Origin of the sequence: Agrobacterium sp. NPDC058088 (genome assembly GCF_042885035.1) — a bacterium.
GTDB lineage: Bacteria > Pseudomonadota > Alphaproteobacteria > Rhizobiales > Rhizobiaceae > Agrobacterium.
In genome coordinates this window covers 672720-690507 of record NZ_JBHVSU010000001.1, presented here as the reverse complement: position 1 = coordinate 690507, position 17788 = coordinate 672720, and the positions used below count along the sequence as shown (strand labels likewise).

The 17788-nt window shown below is 59.3% G+C and carries 16 protein-coding genes; 3 read left to right on the top strand and 13 right to left on the bottom strand.

What is annotated here, in order from left to right:
* Positions 1-83: 83 nt before the first annotated feature.
* The 5 genes from ACFVTJ_RS03390 to rpsD all read right to left on the bottom strand — a co-directional run bounded on the left by ACFVTJ_RS03390 (position 84) and on the right by rpsD (position 4402).
* Complete coding sequence (locus ACFVTJ_RS03390) at positions 84-908, bottom strand: inositol monophosphatase family protein (RefSeq protein WP_386904622.1); 825 nt, start codon at positions 906-908, stop codon at positions 84-86.
* 30 nt (positions 909-938) lie between these two features.
* Positions 939-1766 (bottom strand): inositol monophosphatase family protein, encoded by an 828-nt coding sequence (locus ACFVTJ_RS03385; protein ID WP_386904620.1) that lies wholly within the window; start codon positions 1764-1766, stop codon positions 939-941.
* Between the two features lie 19 nt (positions 1767-1785).
* Positions 1786-2724: a tRNA 2-thiocytidine(32) synthetase TtcA gene (gene ttcA, locus ACFVTJ_RS03380; RefSeq protein WP_386904618.1), complete on the bottom strand. Its 939-nt coding sequence runs from the start codon at positions 2722-2724 to the stop codon at positions 1786-1788.
* Positions 2725-2785: 61 nt separating this feature from the next.
* Positions 2786-3715: a glutaminase gene (locus ACFVTJ_RS03375; protein WP_386904616.1), complete on the bottom strand. Its 930-nt coding sequence runs from the start codon at positions 3713-3715 to the stop codon at positions 2786-2788.
* 69 nt (positions 3716-3784) lie between these two features.
* Positions 3785-4402: a 30S ribosomal protein S4 gene (rpsD, locus tag ACFVTJ_RS03370; RefSeq protein WP_003520423.1), complete on the bottom strand. Its 618-nt coding sequence runs from the start codon at positions 4400-4402 to the stop codon at positions 3785-3787.
* 451 nt (positions 4403-4853) lie between these two features.
* On the opposite strand from rpsD, the gene ACFVTJ_RS03365 reads away from it, so the two are divergent.
* Positions 4854-5837, top strand: a complete 984-nt coding sequence (locus tag ACFVTJ_RS03365) for a TerC family protein (protein ID WP_386904613.1) — start codon at positions 4854-4856, stop codon at positions 5835-5837.
* Positions 5838-5876: 39 nt separating this feature from the next.
* Here the strand turns inward: ACFVTJ_RS03365 and ACFVTJ_RS03360 are convergent, their stop codons facing one another.
* From ACFVTJ_RS03360 to ACFVTJ_RS03330, 7 genes are all read right to left on the bottom strand, one after another.
* Positions 5877-7394, bottom strand: a complete 1518-nt coding sequence (locus ACFVTJ_RS03360) for a helicase HerA domain-containing protein (RefSeq protein ID WP_386905261.1) — start codon at positions 7392-7394, stop codon at positions 5877-5879.
* Positions 7395-7515: 121 nt separating this feature from the next.
* Positions 7516-8409, bottom strand: a complete 894-nt coding sequence (locus tag ACFVTJ_RS03355; protein WP_386904612.1) for an EamA family transporter — start codon at positions 8407-8409, stop codon at positions 7516-7518.
* A gap of 50 nt (positions 8410-8459) precedes the next feature.
* Positions 8460-9095: a LysE family translocator gene (locus ACFVTJ_RS03350; protein ID WP_386904610.1), complete on the bottom strand. Its 636-nt coding sequence runs from the start codon at positions 9093-9095 to the stop codon at positions 8460-8462.
* Between the two features lie 186 nt (positions 9096-9281).
* The gene (locus ACFVTJ_RS03345) at positions 9282-9521 is read right to left on the bottom strand and encodes a hypothetical protein (protein ID WP_386904608.1); all 240 of its coding nucleotides are present in this window, start codon (positions 9519-9521) and stop codon (positions 9282-9284) included.
* A gap of 378 nt (positions 9522-9899) precedes the next feature.
* A complete protein-coding gene (murI, locus tag ACFVTJ_RS03340) occupies positions 9900-10721 on the bottom strand; it encodes a glutamate racemase (RefSeq protein ID WP_386904606.1) in 822 nt (273 codons plus the stop codon).
* On the bottom strand, positions 10705-11538 hold the full coding sequence (locus ACFVTJ_RS03335) for an RNA methyltransferase (protein ID WP_386904604.1): 834 nt from the start codon (positions 11536-11538) through the stop codon (positions 10705-10707). The genes murI and ACFVTJ_RS03335 overlap by 17 nt, the downstream gene beginning before the upstream one ends.
* Before the next feature lie 379 nt (positions 11539-11917).
* Entirely contained in the window at positions 11918-12448 is a 531-nt protein-coding gene (locus tag ACFVTJ_RS03330) for a hypothetical protein (protein WP_386904603.1), read from the bottom strand.
* A 214-nt stretch (positions 12449-12662) separates the two neighbouring features.
* On the opposite strand from ACFVTJ_RS03330, the gene ACFVTJ_RS03325 reads away from it, so the two are divergent.
* Both ACFVTJ_RS03325 and ACFVTJ_RS03320 read left to right on the top strand, forming a co-directional pair.
* Complete coding sequence (locus ACFVTJ_RS03325) at positions 12663-13877, top strand: NADP-dependent isocitrate dehydrogenase (RefSeq protein ID WP_386904601.1); 1215 nt, start codon at positions 12663-12665, stop codon at positions 13875-13877.
* A 441-nt stretch (positions 13878-14318) separates the two neighbouring features.
* On the top strand, positions 14319-14951 hold the full coding sequence (locus ACFVTJ_RS03320; protein WP_386904599.1) for a glutathione S-transferase family protein: 633 nt from the start codon (positions 14319-14321) through the stop codon (positions 14949-14951).
* Positions 14952-15033: 82 nt separating this feature from the next.
* Here the strand turns inward: ACFVTJ_RS03320 and alaS are convergent, their stop codons facing one another.
* Positions 15034-17697 carry an alanine--tRNA ligase gene (gene alaS, locus ACFVTJ_RS03315; protein ID WP_386904597.1) on the bottom strand — a complete coding sequence of 888 codons (2664 nt, stop codon included), beginning with the start codon at positions 17695-17697 and terminating at the stop codon, positions 15034-15036.
* Positions 17698-17788 lie beyond the last annotated feature (91 nt).

Genomic DNA, 17788 nt, shown 5'->3' with positions numbered 1-17788 from the left:
GCCCGAGCATGACGGAGGAGAGATTTCAGGACGTTGCAGGCAGGCTTGTGAAGGCAAGAAGCTGAAATTCGCGTGAGCGCACCTCACACCGTAAAAATCTTCTCCCGCAGCAGTTCCCACGTCTCCTGATCCGGCGCGAGCAGCAGCCCACCATCCACATGGCTCGGCAGATAACGCGAACCGTCGAGACGGGCAGCATAGGCGCCCGATTCCTGCGAGATCAACGTGCCGGCCAGGTGGTCCCAGGGCATCAGCTTGTTATACATCAGGAAATGCATGTGGCCGCCGCAGAACAGCCGATATTCATGCGCGGCGCAGCGATAGCTTGTGAAGAGCCGCACATCCGCAAGGTTCATCAAAATCTTGCGGCGCGTCTCCACGTCGAAATAGCCGGTATTGGCGATGCCGACCATCTGCGACAGTTCCGGGGCGGGCACGACCGACATTTGGGTCTGCGCGCCATCGGCACTGCACAGCCATGCGCCGGAGCCTTTTTCGGCAATCGCCCAGTCATTGCCCATGGGATCGAAGATCAGGCCGGCAACGGTCTCGCCCTTGGAGATGACGCTCATCATCACACCGAAGAGCGGCAGGCCGGAGGCGAAATTATAGGTGCCGTCGATGGGATCGACCACCACGGCCAGATCGGCATCGGCAAGTTTGCCAAGCAGCGACGCATCCGCCGCGACCGCCTCTTCGCCGATGAACAGGGCGTCAGGCATGATTTCCTGAACGCGAGCACGGATTAACCGCTCGGCAGCCTCGTCGGCTTCCGTTACGAGATCGATTGCCTCGGTCTTGATCCTCACGTCGCCTTCGCCCAGATTGCGGAACCGCGGCAGGATTTCCACTGCCGCCGCCTCCTGAAGCGCATTGGCGAGAGAGGCGATGTCGAGTTCGATGGCCATGGGCGATATCCTTCTATGTGAGCATCAATCTTATAAGGCGACGATTTCCCGTCGCAGCATCTTCCAGCTCTCCCTGTCGGGAGCCGACAGGATGCCGCCCGTCGTCTGGCCGGGCCGATAGGGCGTATTGTCGAAACGGGCCGTGTAACCACCCGCCTCCTGATGAACAAGCACGCCGGCGAGATGATCCCACGGCATCAGCTTTTCATGGCCGATGAAATGCAGCTTTCCGGCCGAGGCAAGCCAATATTCATGCGCTGAGCAATTGACTGAAAGCGCCATCTTTATCTTGGCCATATTGGCGGCGATGACAGGACGGCGATCCTCATGGCTATGGCCCCACGAAAAGATACCGACCATTTCGGACAATGGCACGGGATCGGCGACCTTGAGCTTGGCCTGCGAGCCGTTCTTGCGGTGGAGATACGCCCCCTCGCCTTTCAGCGCAACGATGGTATCGCCCATGACAGGATCGTGGATAATACCCGCCACCGTCTCACCCTTGACGGTGACTGCAAGCAGCGTGCCGAAAGCGGGAAAGCCGGAGGCATAATTGAAAGTGCCGTCTATGGGATCGATCACGAAAGCAAACGGCGCATCGGCAAGGGCTGGAATGACGGAGGGATCCGCCTCATAGGTCTCTTCGCCGACAATATGGGCCTTTGGAAACCGCTCAAGCAGCGCGACGGTAATCGCCTTTTCCGCCAGAACGTCTGCCTCGGTGACGAGATCGACAGCGGAGGTCTTTTCGGAGATGGCGCTTGCGTTCAGGTTTCGGAAGCGGGGCATGATTTCCTGTCGGCCGGCAGCGGCGACGGTGGAAACAAGGAATTCGATATCTTTATCGGAAAGGCTCATGGCACGGGGCACTTCTTCATCAGGGAGGGCTGGCCTCCCTACGCTCTTCAGGTGACGCCCCGGTGACAGCAAGCGCCGAAAAATCAAAAAGCCTGGGATCGAGCAGATGCGAGGGGTTCACATGCGCCAGCGCCCGCAACATCACGTCCTTGCGGCCTGGCATGCGCCGTTCGATATCCGCCAGCATCTCTTTCATCGCATTGCGCTGAAGCCCGTCCTGTGAGCCACAGAGGTCACAGGGAATGATCGGAAATTCCATCGCCGCCGCGAATTTCGCCATGTCTTCTTCGGCGCAATAGGCGAGCGGGCGCATGACCATCAGGTCGCCCTCGTCATTCAGAAGCTTCGCGGGCATGCCGGCCAGCCGGCCGCCATGGAAGAAGTTCATGAAGAAGGTTTCGAGAATATCCTCCCGGTGATGGCCAAGAAGCAGTGCGTCACAGCCCTCCTCCCGCGCGATGCGGTAGAGATTGCCGCGCCGCAGCCGCGAACAGAGCGAACAATAGGTGCCGCCGGAGGGCACCTTCTCCTTCACCACCGAATAGGTGTCACGATATTCGATGCGATGGGCAACGCCGATCTTCGCCAGATACTCCGGCAACACGTGCTTGGGGAAATTCGGCTGGCCCTGATCGAGATTGCAGGCAATCAGTTCCACCGGCAAAAGGCCGCGCCATTTGAGATCAAGCAGCAGCGCCAGCAGCCCATAGCTGTCCTTGCCGCCGGAAAGGCCCACAAGCCAGCGCTTCTGGCCATTCAGCATGCCGAAATCTTCGAAGGCCTGGCGCACATTGCGCAACAGCCGTTTGCGCAGCTTGTTGAACGAGACCGAACGCGGCGCATGATCGAACAGAGGATGCGAATTGCCGTTGTCTTCGGACGCGTGCTGATCCGCCCCGACGTCGTCAGTTCCGGCCTGATCTGAAAAATCATCGATCCTGGTGAGAATATCCATCATCCGCTCGCTCCGGCTCGACTGCCGTTCTTAATGCAGGCAATGCCCCCATCCGCCGGCAATATCAAGCCCCGAATACGGACCAGCCGGTTTTCGTCGCCAGCATTTCCAGCGCCTGTGACCCGAGCGCCGAATTGCCGACCTTGTTGAGGCCTGGCGACCAGACCGCAATAGACGCCTTGCCCGGCGCCACCGCCATGATGCCGCCGCCGACGCCGCTCTTGCCCGGCAGGCCGACATGATACGCGAAATCGCCCGATCCGTCATAATGACCGCAGGTCAGCATCAGCGCATTGATGCGCCGTGCGCGGCGGTCCGATACGACCGTGTGGCCGGTGAGCGGGTTGCGGCCGCGATTGGCCAGAAACAGGCCAGCTCGGGAAAGCTGCGCGCAGGTCATGGAAAGCGCGCACTGATGGAAATAGACGCCGAGCGTATATTCCACGGGATGGTGCAGATTGCCGAAAGAGCGCATGAAATTGGCGAGCGCGAAATTGCGGAAACCCGTCGCCTGCTCGGATTTCGCCACCGTATCGTCAATGCTGATCGTGTCATCGTCAGCAAGGTAGCGCACAAAGCGCAAAAACTCGCCGATCGCCTCGCGCGGCTGGTGGCCGGCCAGCACGATATCAGTCACGACGATGGCACCCGCGTTCACGAAGGGATTGCGCGGGATACCGTGCTCATGCTCCAGCTGGACGATGGAGTTGAACGATGATCCCGATGGTTCTCGCCCCACCCGGTTCCACACCGTCTCGCCGGCCTTGCCGAGTGCCAGCGTCAGCATGAAGACCTTGGAGATACTCTGGATCGAAAACGGCGTCAGCGCATTGCCGGCTGTATAAGTGGTTCCATCGACCGTGGTGATGGCAATGCCGAACTGTTTGGGATCGACCTTGGCGAGCTCGGGAATGTAATCCGCAACCTTCCCCTCGCCCAGCCTCGGTAGCATGCTGTCATGGATGGAATCGACGATACCCTGAATGTCCTGCATGCAAAGCCTTCCCCAGCAAACAAAAAAGCCGCCCCGAAGGGCGGCTTCCTGAATACTGAAACGCGTCGATTAACGCGAGTAGAATTCGACGACCAGATGCGGTTCCATGACGACCGGGTACGGAACGTCGGAGAGAGCCGGAACGCGGGCGTAGGTCGCAACCATCTTGTTGTGGTCAACTTCGATGTAGTCAGGAACGTCACGCTCAGCAAGCTGAACGGCTTCCAGAACGGTGACGAGCTGCTTGGACTTCTGGCGAACTTCGATAACGTCGCCCGGCTTGCAGCGGTAAGAACCGATGTTGACGCGAACGCCGTTAACCGTGACGTGGCCATGGTTGATGAACTGGCGCGACGCGAAAACGGTCGGAACGAACTTGGCGCGGTAGACGATGGCGTCCAGACGCGACTCGAGCAGGCCGATCAGGTTCTCAGAGGTATCGCCCTTGCGACGGTTTGCTTCGTCGAAGGTAGCGCGGAACTGCTTTTCGCGCAGTTCGCCGTAGTAGCCCTTGAGCTTCTGCTTGGCGCGCAGCTGCGTGCCGAAGTCGCTCATCTTGCCCTTGCGGCGCTGGCCGTGCTGGCCCGGGCCGTATTCGCGGCGGTTAACCGGGGACTTCGGACGGCCCCAGATGTTTTCGCCCATGCGGCGGTCAATTTTATACTTAGCCGATTCGCGCTTGCTCATCGTATTTCCTTCTCAAAGGTTTATGCCGGCCTGTTGCCAGACCGGTTTAAGGAAACACGCCCTCCTCTGAGGCCCGTTTCAGGGCCTCTGACAGGCTTCTCACATGCAAATGGAGAAACCACGGGACATGTCGGTGATATTGACCGCCGAACGTCAGTTCTTAAACTGCAGGGCAGTCAACAAAACACACCGGGCATCACTGCCCGGCGTTGGGGCGGCTTCTACAGAGCTTTCACGGTTTTGTCAAACAAGGCTTTTCGCTTTTTTCTGAAGTCTCCTCTTGAAAAGCGAAAGTGCCCACCCATCTCTCCTTCGTGATCAGAACTCGGGCCCCTCTGGCGTGTTACCGGACAACACGTGATGTCGAGTTTGTTAAGGTTGGGGCCCACGTATATTCTTCACACACGTCCCCCATCCGTAAAGCCAACCTCGTCCGGCTAAAGGTTGACTGATGGACTTTCTTCTATCGGATTTTCTCGGCACCCCCACATGGATGTGGGCGGTCTTCATTTCTCTCGTCCTTGGCCTCCTGGCGCTCGATCTCGGCGTGCTGCACAAGAATTCCAAGGAAATCGGCATTCGTGAAAGCCTGCTGATGTCGGGCTTCTACATCGCCATCGGCTTGGCCTTTGGCGGCTGGATCTGGTATCAGTCCGGCCAGCAATCGGCGATGGAATATGTCACCGGCTTTGTTGTCGAAAAAAGCCTGGCGATGGACAATATCTTCATCATCGCCATGATCTTCTCCTATTTCGCCATTCCCCGCCAGTATCAACACCGCGTGCTGCTCTGGGGTATCCTCGGCGTCATCATCCTGCGCGGCATCATGATCGCCGGTGGTGCGGCCATCGTCGAAAACTTCCACTGGGTGCTTTATCTCTTTGCGGCCTTCCTCGTCTTTACCGGCCTCAAGATGCTGTTTTCCTCCGACCATGACGAGAACGACATCGGCAATAACCGAATCCTGAAATTCCTGCGCAGTCACCTGCCAGTGACAAACAGGCTGCATGGCGAGAAGTTCTTCGTCAAGGAGACCGATGAAACGACCGGAAAGCTGAAGACCTTCGTGACGCCGCTATTTCTGGCGCTCATCATGGTTGAAATCGCCGACCTGATCTTCGCGGTCGATTCGATCCCGGCGATCTTCGCGATCACCACCGATCCGTTTATCGTCTACACGTCGAACATCTTCGCGATCCTCGGCCTGCGCGCCCTCTATTTTGCGCTTGCCGCCCTGATCCACCGCTTCGCCTACCTGAAATATGCATTGGCTGCGGTTCTGGTCTTCGTCGGTTCCAAGATTTTCGTGGCCGACATGCTGGGCATCGCCAAGATCCCGCCGGCCGTCTCGCTTGGCGTCACCGTCGCCATCCTCGCGACCGGCATCATCGGTTCGCTGATTGCGACGCGGAAAGAAGCGAAGGCCATAGAGTAAGACTTCCAAGGGCGAGCGGCAGGGAAACCTGCCGCAACCTCACTCAGCCGCCAGTCTCGCATCATCCTCAGCCGCATCCGCATCGCCGGGTGCGGTTTTTGCATCGAGATCAGGGAAAGCCACGATGCGCTTGCCGGAGAAATCGGCATGCACCACCACAAGCTCCTTCTCCTCGAAATAACCGAGCAGCCGCCGCGCGCGGCGGGCGGAATGGGTGCCGTAGGCGCGGGCAATGCGGGCGTCTGACGGGCAAGGCTCTTCACCCAGTGCCGCCTTGACCAGAAGCAGGAAGACACCCTGCAGATCATCGGAGACGGACATGGACAATTCCAGCGCCTTTTCCCAGCCTTCGCTCGCCGCCATCGCCGCATCCACGCCGGAGCGGGCAATCGCCACCTGCCGGCGGAATTCCGCCAGCGTCATCGGCGTGCCGGGAATGCGGCGCATACGGGCGCGCACCAGAAAATCCTGATAGAGTACGGCATCGGTGCGATAGGCCGATTGCGGATCGTCGAGAATTTCGACAAGCACCGCTGCGATCTTCTCCTCGCGCTCCTCCGGTGTCATCTCCGGCTGCCCAGCCCGGAGCGACGGCTCGGGCGAAGTACCAACGGCCGCGGGCGTGGAGCGGGAAAGCTCGGCGAGAATGTCGTTGGTCGGGCGCGGTGCAGGCGGCGTGCGGCGCACCGCGGCGCGCGTAAACTCTTCCGGATCGGGCGTAAAAATCAGGTCTTCGACGTCCTGCGGCGCATCCGGCAGCGGCATCAGCTTCGGTGAAGAGGAGCGCGCCGAGGTTTCCACCGCCCCGATGACGATGGGCAGTGGGCGGCGCGAAAGCGCCGGGCCGAGCGCCACGAAATTGCCCCGCTGGAGATCGCGGAACATTTCCGCCTGCCGCCGGTCCATGCCGAGCAGATCGGCTGCGCGCGCCATATCGATATCAAGGAAAGTGCGGCCCATCAGGAAGTTGGAGGCTTCCGCGGCCACGTTCTTTGCAAGCTTGGCCAATCGCTGCGTAGCGATGACGCCGGCAAGACCACGTTTACGGCCACGGCACATCAGATTGGTCATCGCGCCAAGCGAGGCCTTGCGGGCATCTTCCGTGACTTCACCAGCAACGGAGGGCGCAAACATCTGCGCTTCGTCCACCACCACAAGCACGGGATACCAGAATTCGCGATCGGCATCGAACAGGCCGTTGAGGAAAGCCGCCGCCGCCCGCATCTGCTGTTCGATATCGAGGCCTTCCAGCGTCAGCACGCAGGAGACGCGGTGCTGGCGAATGCGGTTGGCAATGCCGGCAAGCTCGGCTTCCGTGCGCTCGCCATCCACCACAACATGGCCGAATTTGTCGGAGAGCGTGACGAAATCACCCTCGGGATCGATGATGACCTGCTGCACCCATGGCGCCGATTGCTCCAGCAGCCGGCGCAGCAGATGCGACTTGCCGGAACCGGAATTGCCCTGCACCAGCAGGCGCGTCGCAAGCAATTCTTCAATATCGAGCTTGGCCTGCTGCCCGCCCGATAGGGTTCCCATGTCGATACCGACCTGCAATGTTCCATTCCCTGTGCTGCATATCATGACCGATTCCCTCAAGAGACGGCCGGACATGGTCTTTAGCAAAAAATTGCCTGTTGCGTCTCACCCTTGCCGATAATGCACAGGCAATTCGCTCTTAGCCCTGCGCAGACCTTACCCAAAAGCGTGAAGCGCCGATGCGCCGGCCAAAGACGTTGAGCGCGAGCCCCAAAATGACCAGTGCTGCGCCGACCACTTCGAAAACGGTAATATGTTCGGCAAAAGCGAGGTAGGCGCTGATAAACCCGACAATTGGCACCAGCAGCGAAAATGGCGCCACCGTTCCAGCCGGATAGCGCAGAAGCAGGTAACTCCATATCCCAGCACCCACGATCGTCGCGCCATAGGCCATGTAGATCACCACAAAAGCCATGGTCGGGGTCGCATTGGCCATCCCTTCGGCAATCGCTTCCGGCCCTTCCACCACGAGCGACAGCAGGATCAACGGCAGAACGGGCACAAGACTGGTCCAGGCAACGAAGGAGACGGCATTAACCTGGCCGATACGGCGATTGACGATGTTGCCACAGGCCCAGGCAATCGCGGAACCGACGCCCATCAGAAGCGGTACCAGCGCCGCCGCCGTCATCCGCTCCACACCGATGACCGCCAGCCCGCCAAAAGCGATGATCGCGCCGAAGACCTGCGACGGCAATGGCCGTTCACCGAGGAACACCACGGCAAGCGCCAGCGTGAAGAAGGCCTGTGACTGCATGACCAGCGACGCGAGCCCCGCTGGCAGCCCGAGCTTGATGGCGGGGTAAAGCAGGCCGAACTGCACGAAGCCCATGGCCATGCCGTAAACGATCATGTGCCGCCAAAGCACATTGGGTTTCGGCAGGAAGAACACCAGGGGCACCGCCGCAAAGAAATAACGCACACCCGTCAAAAACAGGGGCGGCATATCGGCGACGCCCACCTTGATGACGACGAAGTTGAAGCCCCACAAAAACACGGTGATCAGGGCAAGAAATATATGCGGCAATGCCATTTTGTATGTCCGAATTTCAGGCGATCGACACCTCAGGTGTTTGAGGGGCTTTAAGCCGAAACCGCCCTCTTCCAGCCGAAGGTAATGAGGCCGGCGCCGATCAGGAGACCACCGCCCGTGCGGTTGACGATGCGCTGAACCCCAGGCTTGCGGATCGTGTCGCGGGCGGCACTTGCCAGAAGTCCATAAAGCGCCGCATTGACAGTGGCAAGCACCAGGAAGGTCACCTCGAAAATCAGCACCTGCGGCCAGAAGGGTAGCGTCGGCACCAGAAACTGCGGCAGGAAGGCCACGAAAAACACAATGCTCTTCGGGTTCAGCGCGGTGACGATATAGGCATGCAGGAAGATTTTAAGCGGTCTTTCACGGCCGGTCACACCCGTGTTTTCCGCCGCGTCACCAACCGGCGAACGCCACAGCTTGATGCCGAGATAAATGAGATAAGCCGCGCCAATCCATTTCAGACCGGTGAACAGGGCCGCGGAGGTGGCGAGCAACGCCCCAAGTCCCATCATCGAGGCGGTCATGGCAGTAAAATCGCCGAGCGCCACCCCGGTCACCGTTGCAGTACTGGCCTTGCGGCCATGGCCCAGCGCATAAGAAATCACCAGCAGGATGGTCGGTCCTGGAATGGCAAGCATGATGGCGGATGCGGCCACAAAGGCCAGCCAGTTTTCCAGTGGCATGATTGGTCCCCTCTATCCCGAGTCTTGAGCAAGCCACGGAAAATGTTTCGCTTCAAGCCGGATTTTACAAACCGTGCAGCTCTCTTGTGACAACCCGAAAAACATCCCTGCAGGATTGTCTTCGCCGTCGGCGGTCAGAATTCGCTACGGCCCCTCCCGCCTGTCTGTACGGGAGAGACCGTCACATCAAAACCGCGGCGCCCAGGGAGGGACCTCCCATTGCCGTCGCCGCTTCACCCGCGACGGATCGACGCCGATATCGACCAGAAGACGTTCCGGCAGATCGGCAGGATCAGTGGGCGGCGCGCGCGGCACGACCGCGGCCACGAGCACCGTTTTGAGCGTCTTCCAGACGCCGAATGTGGCGAACAGACGGTCCACCGCATCCGGCAGCGCATATGCTACCAATGGTTGTTCATTCTGCATGGGAAATCCATCCCGGCGCGGCAAGGCGGCCAGGTCCTCTATCGATGGAAAAAGACATGCGGAAACGACGGGCGCAGCACTTAAGCCACGCAGACGCGCAAGTCACATGTCGGACGAAGTTGAAATGCCAAACGGCTGGGGAATCAGGCCATAAGCCTTATCGGAGGGAGATGCCTCGCATCACATAACCGCCGACAATCATGCCAAAGAGGCCTGACATGCCATTAAGGCGCATATTCACGTTGTTGCTCATTTCACGCCTCCATCTATTGCGGTTACAGACAAAATACATCTTACACAGGAAATCGGACGCGACAAGAGGTCGCAATCTCGAATTGCAAAAGACGAGCAAAGGCGGTGCAAAAATACAACACGCTTTCAGGCGGCCGGAACGCTGAGACCAAAACCCTGCATCAGCCGCCGCGTGGCGAAATCCGGCTTGCCCGAGGTGAAGACGGCGAAGTCGAAACCATCGGGATGTTCCGCATCCTGTGGCAACGGCACCAGATGTCGGGCACGCCGGGCGATTGCCTCCGCCGGATCAAGCCAGTCCACCGGCCATGGCGCCAGCCGGCGAAACACATTGGCCATGAAGGGGTAGTGGGTGCAGGCAAGCACGACGATATCGGTGCGCTTGCCGTCGCTGTCTATGAAACAGGGTTCAATTTCAGCCAGCACCGCCTCATCGGATACCGGCTCGCCCCTGATCCAGCTTTCTGCCATACGCGCGAGGTTTTCAGAGCCGACCAAGCGCACATGGCATTGGGTGGCAAAGGACTGGATGAGATCGCGCGTATAGGCCCGCTTGACAGTACCGGGCGTCGCAAGCACGGAGACGAGGCCGGAGCGTGTCCGCTCCGCCGCCGGTTTGATGGCGGGCACGGTGCCAACGAAAGTCATGTCAGGAAAACGGGCACGAAGATCTGCACCCGCAAGTGTGAAGGCCGTGTTGCAGGCGATGATGCAGACTTCCGGGCTGTACTCCTGCAGCAGCCTTTCAAAAAGTGAGAGAATGCGCGCCTTCAGCGCCTCCTCTTCCCAGCCACCATAGGGAAAACCCGCATCGTCAGCCACGTAGATGAAGCCGCGCTCGGGCATCAGCACCCGCGCCTCGCGCAGAACCGTCAGCCCGCCAATGCCGGAATCGAATACCAGCACCGGTTTCAGCACATCGGCCGCCGCCTCACTCGTCTTCAGCATTCTCCCCTGCTCCCTCGGCCGTTGGCCCCGCTGCCCTGCCCGTCTTCTTCGGCCATTGCCGCGGGAAACGGTCGAGCGAATTGATCACGCCGCGGAAAACGCTGATTTCCTGTTCGGAAAAACCCCGTCTCGACAGCACGGCCCGCAGATTGTCGACCATTTTCGGCTTTTTTTCAGCAGGATGGAAATAACCGCGCGCATCGAGCGCCTCTTCAATGTGTTCGAACAGGCCGAAGACCTGCTCCTTGGTGGAAGGCCGCTGCTCAACGGACTGGAACAGCGTCTCCCCCAGATCGTCCATGCCGGACTTCATCCACTCATAGGACATCAGAAGCACAGCCTGCGCGATATTGAGCGAGGCAAAGGCGGGATTGACCGGGAAGGTCACGATCTCGTCCGCCAGCGCCACTTCCTCATTCGTCAGCCCCCAGCGCTCGCGCCCGAACAGGATGCCGGTCTTTTCGCCAGCCTTGAATTTTGCCCGGAGCGTATCGGCGGCAGTAACGGGCGCACGCACCGGCTTGAAGCCGTAACGCTCGCGCGCGGTCGTGGCATAAACGAAGTTGAGATCCTTGATCGCCTCTTCCAGCGTCTCGAACACCTTGGTGCCGTCAATGACATGATCGGCCTTGGAAGCGGCAGCACGCGCCTTCTCGCTCGGCCAGCCGTCCCGCGGATTGACCAGACGCAATTCGGAGAGACCGAAATTGGCCATGGCCCGCGCCACCATGCCGATATTTTCGCCGAGCTGCGGTTCGACCAGAATGATCGCCGGGCCTTCCGCCAGAAGTTCAAGCTCGCTGTTTGTGCCTGCCATCGTCGTTTGTCCGTTTTTTTTAAAAGCGTCGCATCGACTTTCACGCCGATACTGTAAAGCGCGCTTCACTGGCACAGATCGGCGCTAAAATCAAAGTCGGAACGGGCAAATGGCGACTTTCGAGTGGATGGAGGGCTGCCACCTCACATTTGACGTCATCCTCGGGCTTGTCCCTGCCATCTGCAACGTATTGATTTCATTCGACGTGGTTAGATCCTCGGCACAGGGCCGAGGATGACGTCGTGTGAATGTTCACCCTTCACCACCGACCTCAAGGGGATCGCAGCCTGTCCGGAAATTTAAACCGGACAGCAGTGGGACAAGCCCGAGAATAACGGAGGAGAGGTTTTCGAGTGCACCAATATCCGTATCTCCGACCTCATTCCCCCTTGATGATATTCGCCATCTCTTCGCGCAGTGAATCCCTGCCCTCGTCACCCACCCGGTGAATATCGCTGATAACAGGCCGGCCATCTTCCTCGATGACATCGAAATGAACCTCGTCGACGGTCGCCTTTATCTCGGCCTCGTCCATACAGGCCCAGAGCTTGAATTTCGCCGTCACATCGGTCACGCCGTCCTTCACCGCCCCCGCGGTCACCGAAACGTCCTGAATCGGGCAGCCGTCCTGGGAGTTTGTCACGACGTCATAACCGAAAGGATCGCCCTTCTCGCCGCTTTCGGCCTCGTAAGCAGGTTTTTTGGAGGCTTCGCGATATTGCGCGACGAAATCCTTGCTGAACAGGCTGGTCAGCATGTCCTCGTCAAAGATGTATTTCCAGTTTTCCGCATCGCCGGACCAGTTCTTGACGGTGATATCCATCACCTTCTGGACGGGATCGGCGGGACCGGCAGCGAGGGCGGCGTGGGAAAAGAGAACGGCGGCAGTCAGAAGCAGAATTTTCCGCATAGTGTGATCCCGGTAGAGGCCCAGAGACGGGCGAAGCGATTCGCCTGACTGTATTCCGGCATTATGGTTTGGCAATGCGCAAAGCGTTATTGCGCTGCGCCAAAAAAGCGCCCCCCATGGCTTTGCCTCAGGCGCTTGCGATGCTATAGCCGCACCGGATATTTTTCCGACTATTGGCGTCAACAGGCGCCACAGCTTCGAAGGTGAGGAATTCATGGCAAAGATCAAGGTAGCCAATCCGGTCGTCGATCTCGACGGCGACGAAATGACCCGTATCATCTGGCAGCTCATCAAGGACAAGCTGATCCTGCCATACCTCGATCTCGACATCGAATATTACGATCTCTCGGTTGAAAACCGCGATGCCACCAACGATCAGGTCACGGTCGATGCGGCCCACGCCATCAAGAAGCACGGCGTCGGCATCAAGTGCGCCACCATCACCCCGGATGAGCAGCGCGTCGAGGAATTCGGCCTGAAGCAGATGTGGAAGAGCCCGAACGGCACGATCCGCAACATTCTGGGCGGCGTCATCTTCCGCGAGCCGATCATCTGCAAGAACGTTCCGCGCCTCGTTCCGGGCTGGACGAAGCCGATCGTTGTCGGCCGTCACGCTTTCGGCGACCAGTACAAGGCAACCGACTTCAAGTTTCCCGGCAAGGGCAAGCTGACCATCAAGTTCGTCGGTGAAGACGGCCAGGTCATCGAGAAGGACGTTTTCGACGCGCCGAGCGCCGGCGTGGCTCTCGCCATGTACAACCTCGACGAATCCATCCGGGAATTCGCCCGCGCCTCCATGAACTATGGCCTGATGCGCAAGTGGCCGGTCTACCTCTCCACGAAGAACACCATCCTCAAGGCCTATGACGGTCGCTTCAAGGATATCTTCGAAGAAGTCTACCAGACCGAGTTCAAGGCGCAGTTCGACGAAGCCGGCATCACCTATGAGCACCGCCTCATCGACGACATGGTCGCTTCCGCGCTGAAGTGGTCCGGCGGCTACATCTGGGCCTGCAAAAACTATGATGGCGACGTTCAGTCCGACACGGTTGCGCAGGGCTTCGGTTCGCTCGGCCTGATGACCTCGGTTCTTCTGTCGCCCGATGGCCGCACGGTCGAAGCCGAAGCTGCACACGGCACGGTCACGCGCCACTACCGTCAGCACCAGAAGGGTCAGGAAACCTCGACCAACTCGATCGCCTCGATCTTCGCCTGGACCCGTGGCCTTGCCCACCGCGCCAAGCTGGACGACAATGCGGAACTCGCAAAGTTCGCGACGACGCTCGAGACCGTCTGCGTCGACACCGTCGAAAGCGGCTTCATGACCAAGGACCTCGCGCTCCTCATCGGACCGGATCAGCCCTGGCTCTCCACCACCGCTTTCCTCGACAAGATCGACGAAAACCTCAAGAAGGCGATGGCTGCTTAAGCCCGCTTTCTAAGCGACTTCAAAACCCGGCCTCAGCGCCGGGTTTTTTATTTGCACGGTATAGAAGAAATATTGGCCGCATAGAAACGAAACAGACAACCAGATAGCGAACAAATATCGTTGAGCGCTGAAGTTGCCTGATAAGAGAAAAAAAGTCCGGCGCAATGCCAGGTTTCTTTTTGTTCACGGTATCTTGATTAGCCGTTGCACTAGGCGCAGAATTTGATTCCGCGTGTTTAGGGCCAGCACAACAATAAGACTAAGATTAAACAGCATCTACTTGCACATAACTTGCCCGGCACAGTCAACCATTCATCGGAGCATCCGCGCAACCTTAGGGAACAAGCGAGGAATGTTGCGGACATAAATGCGAAGCGTGGGCATGAAATCCTGTTGTTTTTTGCGCCACGCTGCAACGATTTTGCTTGGGGAGGCAAAAGCATGAGTGAATTGATATTTTACACCAACCCCATGTCGCGCGGGCGCATCGCGCGATGGATGCTGGAAGAAGTGGGGGTTCCATACCGAACCGAGATACTTGGTTTCAGAACCTCTATGAAATCGCCCGCCTACCGGCTGATCAATCCGATGGCGAAGGTGCCGGCGATCAAACATGGCGACACGATCGTTACCGAAGCCGCAGCAATCTGCGCCTACCTCGCAGACGCATTTCCCGGCGCGAACCTTGCGCCCACACCCAAGTCGCGCGGGCTTTATTACCGCTGGATGTTCTTTGCCGCAGGCCCGCTGGAAATGGCAGCGAGCATGAAGGCAATGGGTTTCGAAGTGCCGAAGGAGAAGTTGCGCATGGCCGGCTGCGGCAGCTATGCGGATGTGATGAATACGCTTGAACGAGCCGTCAGCGAAAATCGCTTCATCGCCGGCGATCTCTTTACCGCCGCGGATGTCTATGTGGGCGCCCATATTGGCTGGGGCCTGCACTTCGGCACCATCGAAAAACGCCCGGCCTTTCTGGACTATATGGCGCACCTCACTGATCGCGCGGCCTTCAAGCGGGCCGCCCAGCTTGATGAGGAAGCGGCTAAGGATTTGCAGGCAACGGAAACGGAATAATACCGGCCGGTAGCTTCTTCGGTGGCCAAGGCTGAAACAAAAAAAGGCGGGGTAAAACCCCGCCCTCTTCAACTTTTCCGGATTATGCGGCCAGCGCCGCAGCAACCGCTTCGATGGCATCCTGCGCCTTGGCGCCATCCGGGCCGCCGGCCTGCGCCATATCCGGGCGACCGCCGCCGCCCTTGCCGCCAAGGGCGGCAGACGCGGTGCGGACGATATCGACAGCGCTGAAACGGGCCGTCAGATCTTCGGTCACGGCGGCGACAGCGCTCGCCTTGCCATCCTCGGAAACGGCGATCAGCAGCACAACGCCAGAGCCAAGGTTGGCCTTGGCCTCATCAGCAAGCCCCTTGAGATCCTTGGCATCGATACCAGCAAGGGATTTTGCCAGGAAGTTGACGCCCGCGACCTGCTTGACGTCGCTTGCGCCGGCATCGGCCGAACCGCCGCCCATGGCGAGCTTCCGGCGGGCATCAGCAAGCTCACGCTCCAGCTTCTTGCGCTCGTCCAGCAGGCCTTCAACCCGCGACAGAACATCGCCCGGCTGAACCTTCAGTGACGAGGCCAGCGCCTTCACCCGCTCATCCTGTTCAGAAAGATAGGCAAGCGCGCCCTGGCCGGTTACCGCTTCAAGGCGTCGCACGCCCGCACCCACGGCGCTTTCACCGAGAATGCGGATGAGACCGATCTGGCCGGTGGCGCCCACATGCGTGCCGCCACAAAGCTCGACGGAATAAGGACGGTTGGCTTTCGAGCCATGCAAGCCTGTGCCCATGGAGACGACACGAACCTCGTCACCGTATTTTTCGCCGAACAGCGCCATCGCGCCCTCGGCAATGGCGTCATCGACGCTCATCAGGCGGGTAACGACAGGCGAGTTCTGCAACACGATTTCATTGGCCATCTCTTCAACGACCTTTAGCTCCTCGGCCGACATCGGCTTCGGATGCGACACATCAAAGCGCAGGCGCTCGGGCGCGACGAGCGACCCCTTCTGCGCGACGTGGGTGCCGAGCACTTCACGCAACGCCTCATGCAGCAGGTGGGTGGCGGAGTGATTGGCGCGCAGACGCGAGCGACGGTCATGATCGACTGTCAGCTGAACGGCATCGCCGACCTTCAGGCCGCCCTTGGAAACGGTGCCCATGTGGACGAAGAGGCCTTCGCCGCGCTTCTGGGTGTCGGAAACGGCAAAGGCGCCATTATCGCCGGTGATGACGCCGGTATCGCCCATCTGGCCGCCGGACTCGCCATAAAACGGAGTCTGGTTGACGACAACCTGCACGGTCTCGCCATCCGCAGCGCTCTCAACGGCCTTGCCCTCCTTGACGATGGCCTGAATGACGCCTTCGGCAGTCTCCGTGTCATAACCGAGGAACTCGGTCGCGCCGAGCTTTTCCTTGAGTTCGAACCAGATCGTTTCGGTGGCCTTGTCGCCGGAGCCGGCCCAATGCGAGCGGGCTTCCGCCTTCTGGCGCTCCATGGCATCGGTGAAACCGGAAATATCGACGCCGATTTCGCGGGCGCGCAGCGCGTCCTGCGTCAGGTCGAGCGGGAAACCATAGGTGTCGTAAAGCTTGAAAGCGGTTTCGCCATCCAGCATGTCACCCTTGTGCAGGGTCGAGGTTGCGTCCGACAGCAGCGACAGGCCGCGTTCCAGCGTCTTGCGGAAACGGGTTTCCTCGAGCTTCAGCGTTTCGGAGATCAACGCTTCGGCGCGGATCAGTTCCGGATAGGCGCGGCCCATCTGCTGGACCAGCGATGGCAGCAGCTTGTAGATCAGCGGCTCGCGTGCGCCGAGAAGTTCGGCATGGCGCATGGCGCGGCGCATGATGCGGCGCAGAACGTAACCACGGCCTTCATTGGACGGCAGGACGCCATCGGCGATCAGGAAAGCGGACGACCGCAGGTGGTCGGCGATGACGCGGTGGCTGGCGCGCTTTTCGCCTTCAGCCGGAACGCCTGTCGCTTCGACGGAAGCGGCGATCAGCGCGCGGAACAGGTCCGTATCATAATTGTCGTGCTTGCCCTGCAGCAGCGCAGAGATACGCTCCAGACCCATGCCGGTATCGATCGACGGACGCGGCAGGTCGATGCGCTCTTCCTTCGTCACCTGCTCATATTGCATGAAGACGAGGTTCCAGATTTCGATGAACCGGTCGCCATCCTCTTCCGGCGAGCCGGGCGGGCCGCCCCATATATGATCGCCGTGGTCATAGAAGATTTCGGAACAGGGACCGCAGGGACCGGTATCGCCCATCGCCCAGAAATTGTCGCTGGTCGGGATACGGATGATGCGGTCGTCGGAGAAACCGGCAATCTTCTTCCAGAGGTTAAAGGCCTCGTCGTCGGTGTGATAAACCGTGACCAGCAGACGGTTGCGGTCGATGCCGAATTCCCTGGTGATCAGGTTCCAGGCGTGCGTGATCGCCTCTTCCTTGAAATAATCGCCAAAGGAGAAATTGCCGAGCATTTCGAAGAACGTGTGGTGACGGGCGGTATAACCGACATTGTCGAGGTCATTATGCTTGCCGCCAGCGCGCACGCATTTCTGCGCAGATGCGGCCGTGGAATAGGGACGGCTTTCGAGACCGGTGAAGACGTTCTTGAACTGCACCATGCCGGCATTGGTGAACATCAGCGTCGGATCGTTGCGCGGCACCAGCGGGCTGGAGGGCACAATCTCGTGTCCGTTCTTCTTGAAGTAGTCGAGAAAGGTCGACCGAATTTCATTTACACCGCTCATGCCCACACACCGCTCACAGCTGGAGTCCATCACCGCCACCTGAAACGATGGCCATATTGCAAAATCACTGGCTTTTATCGTCCGTATCCAG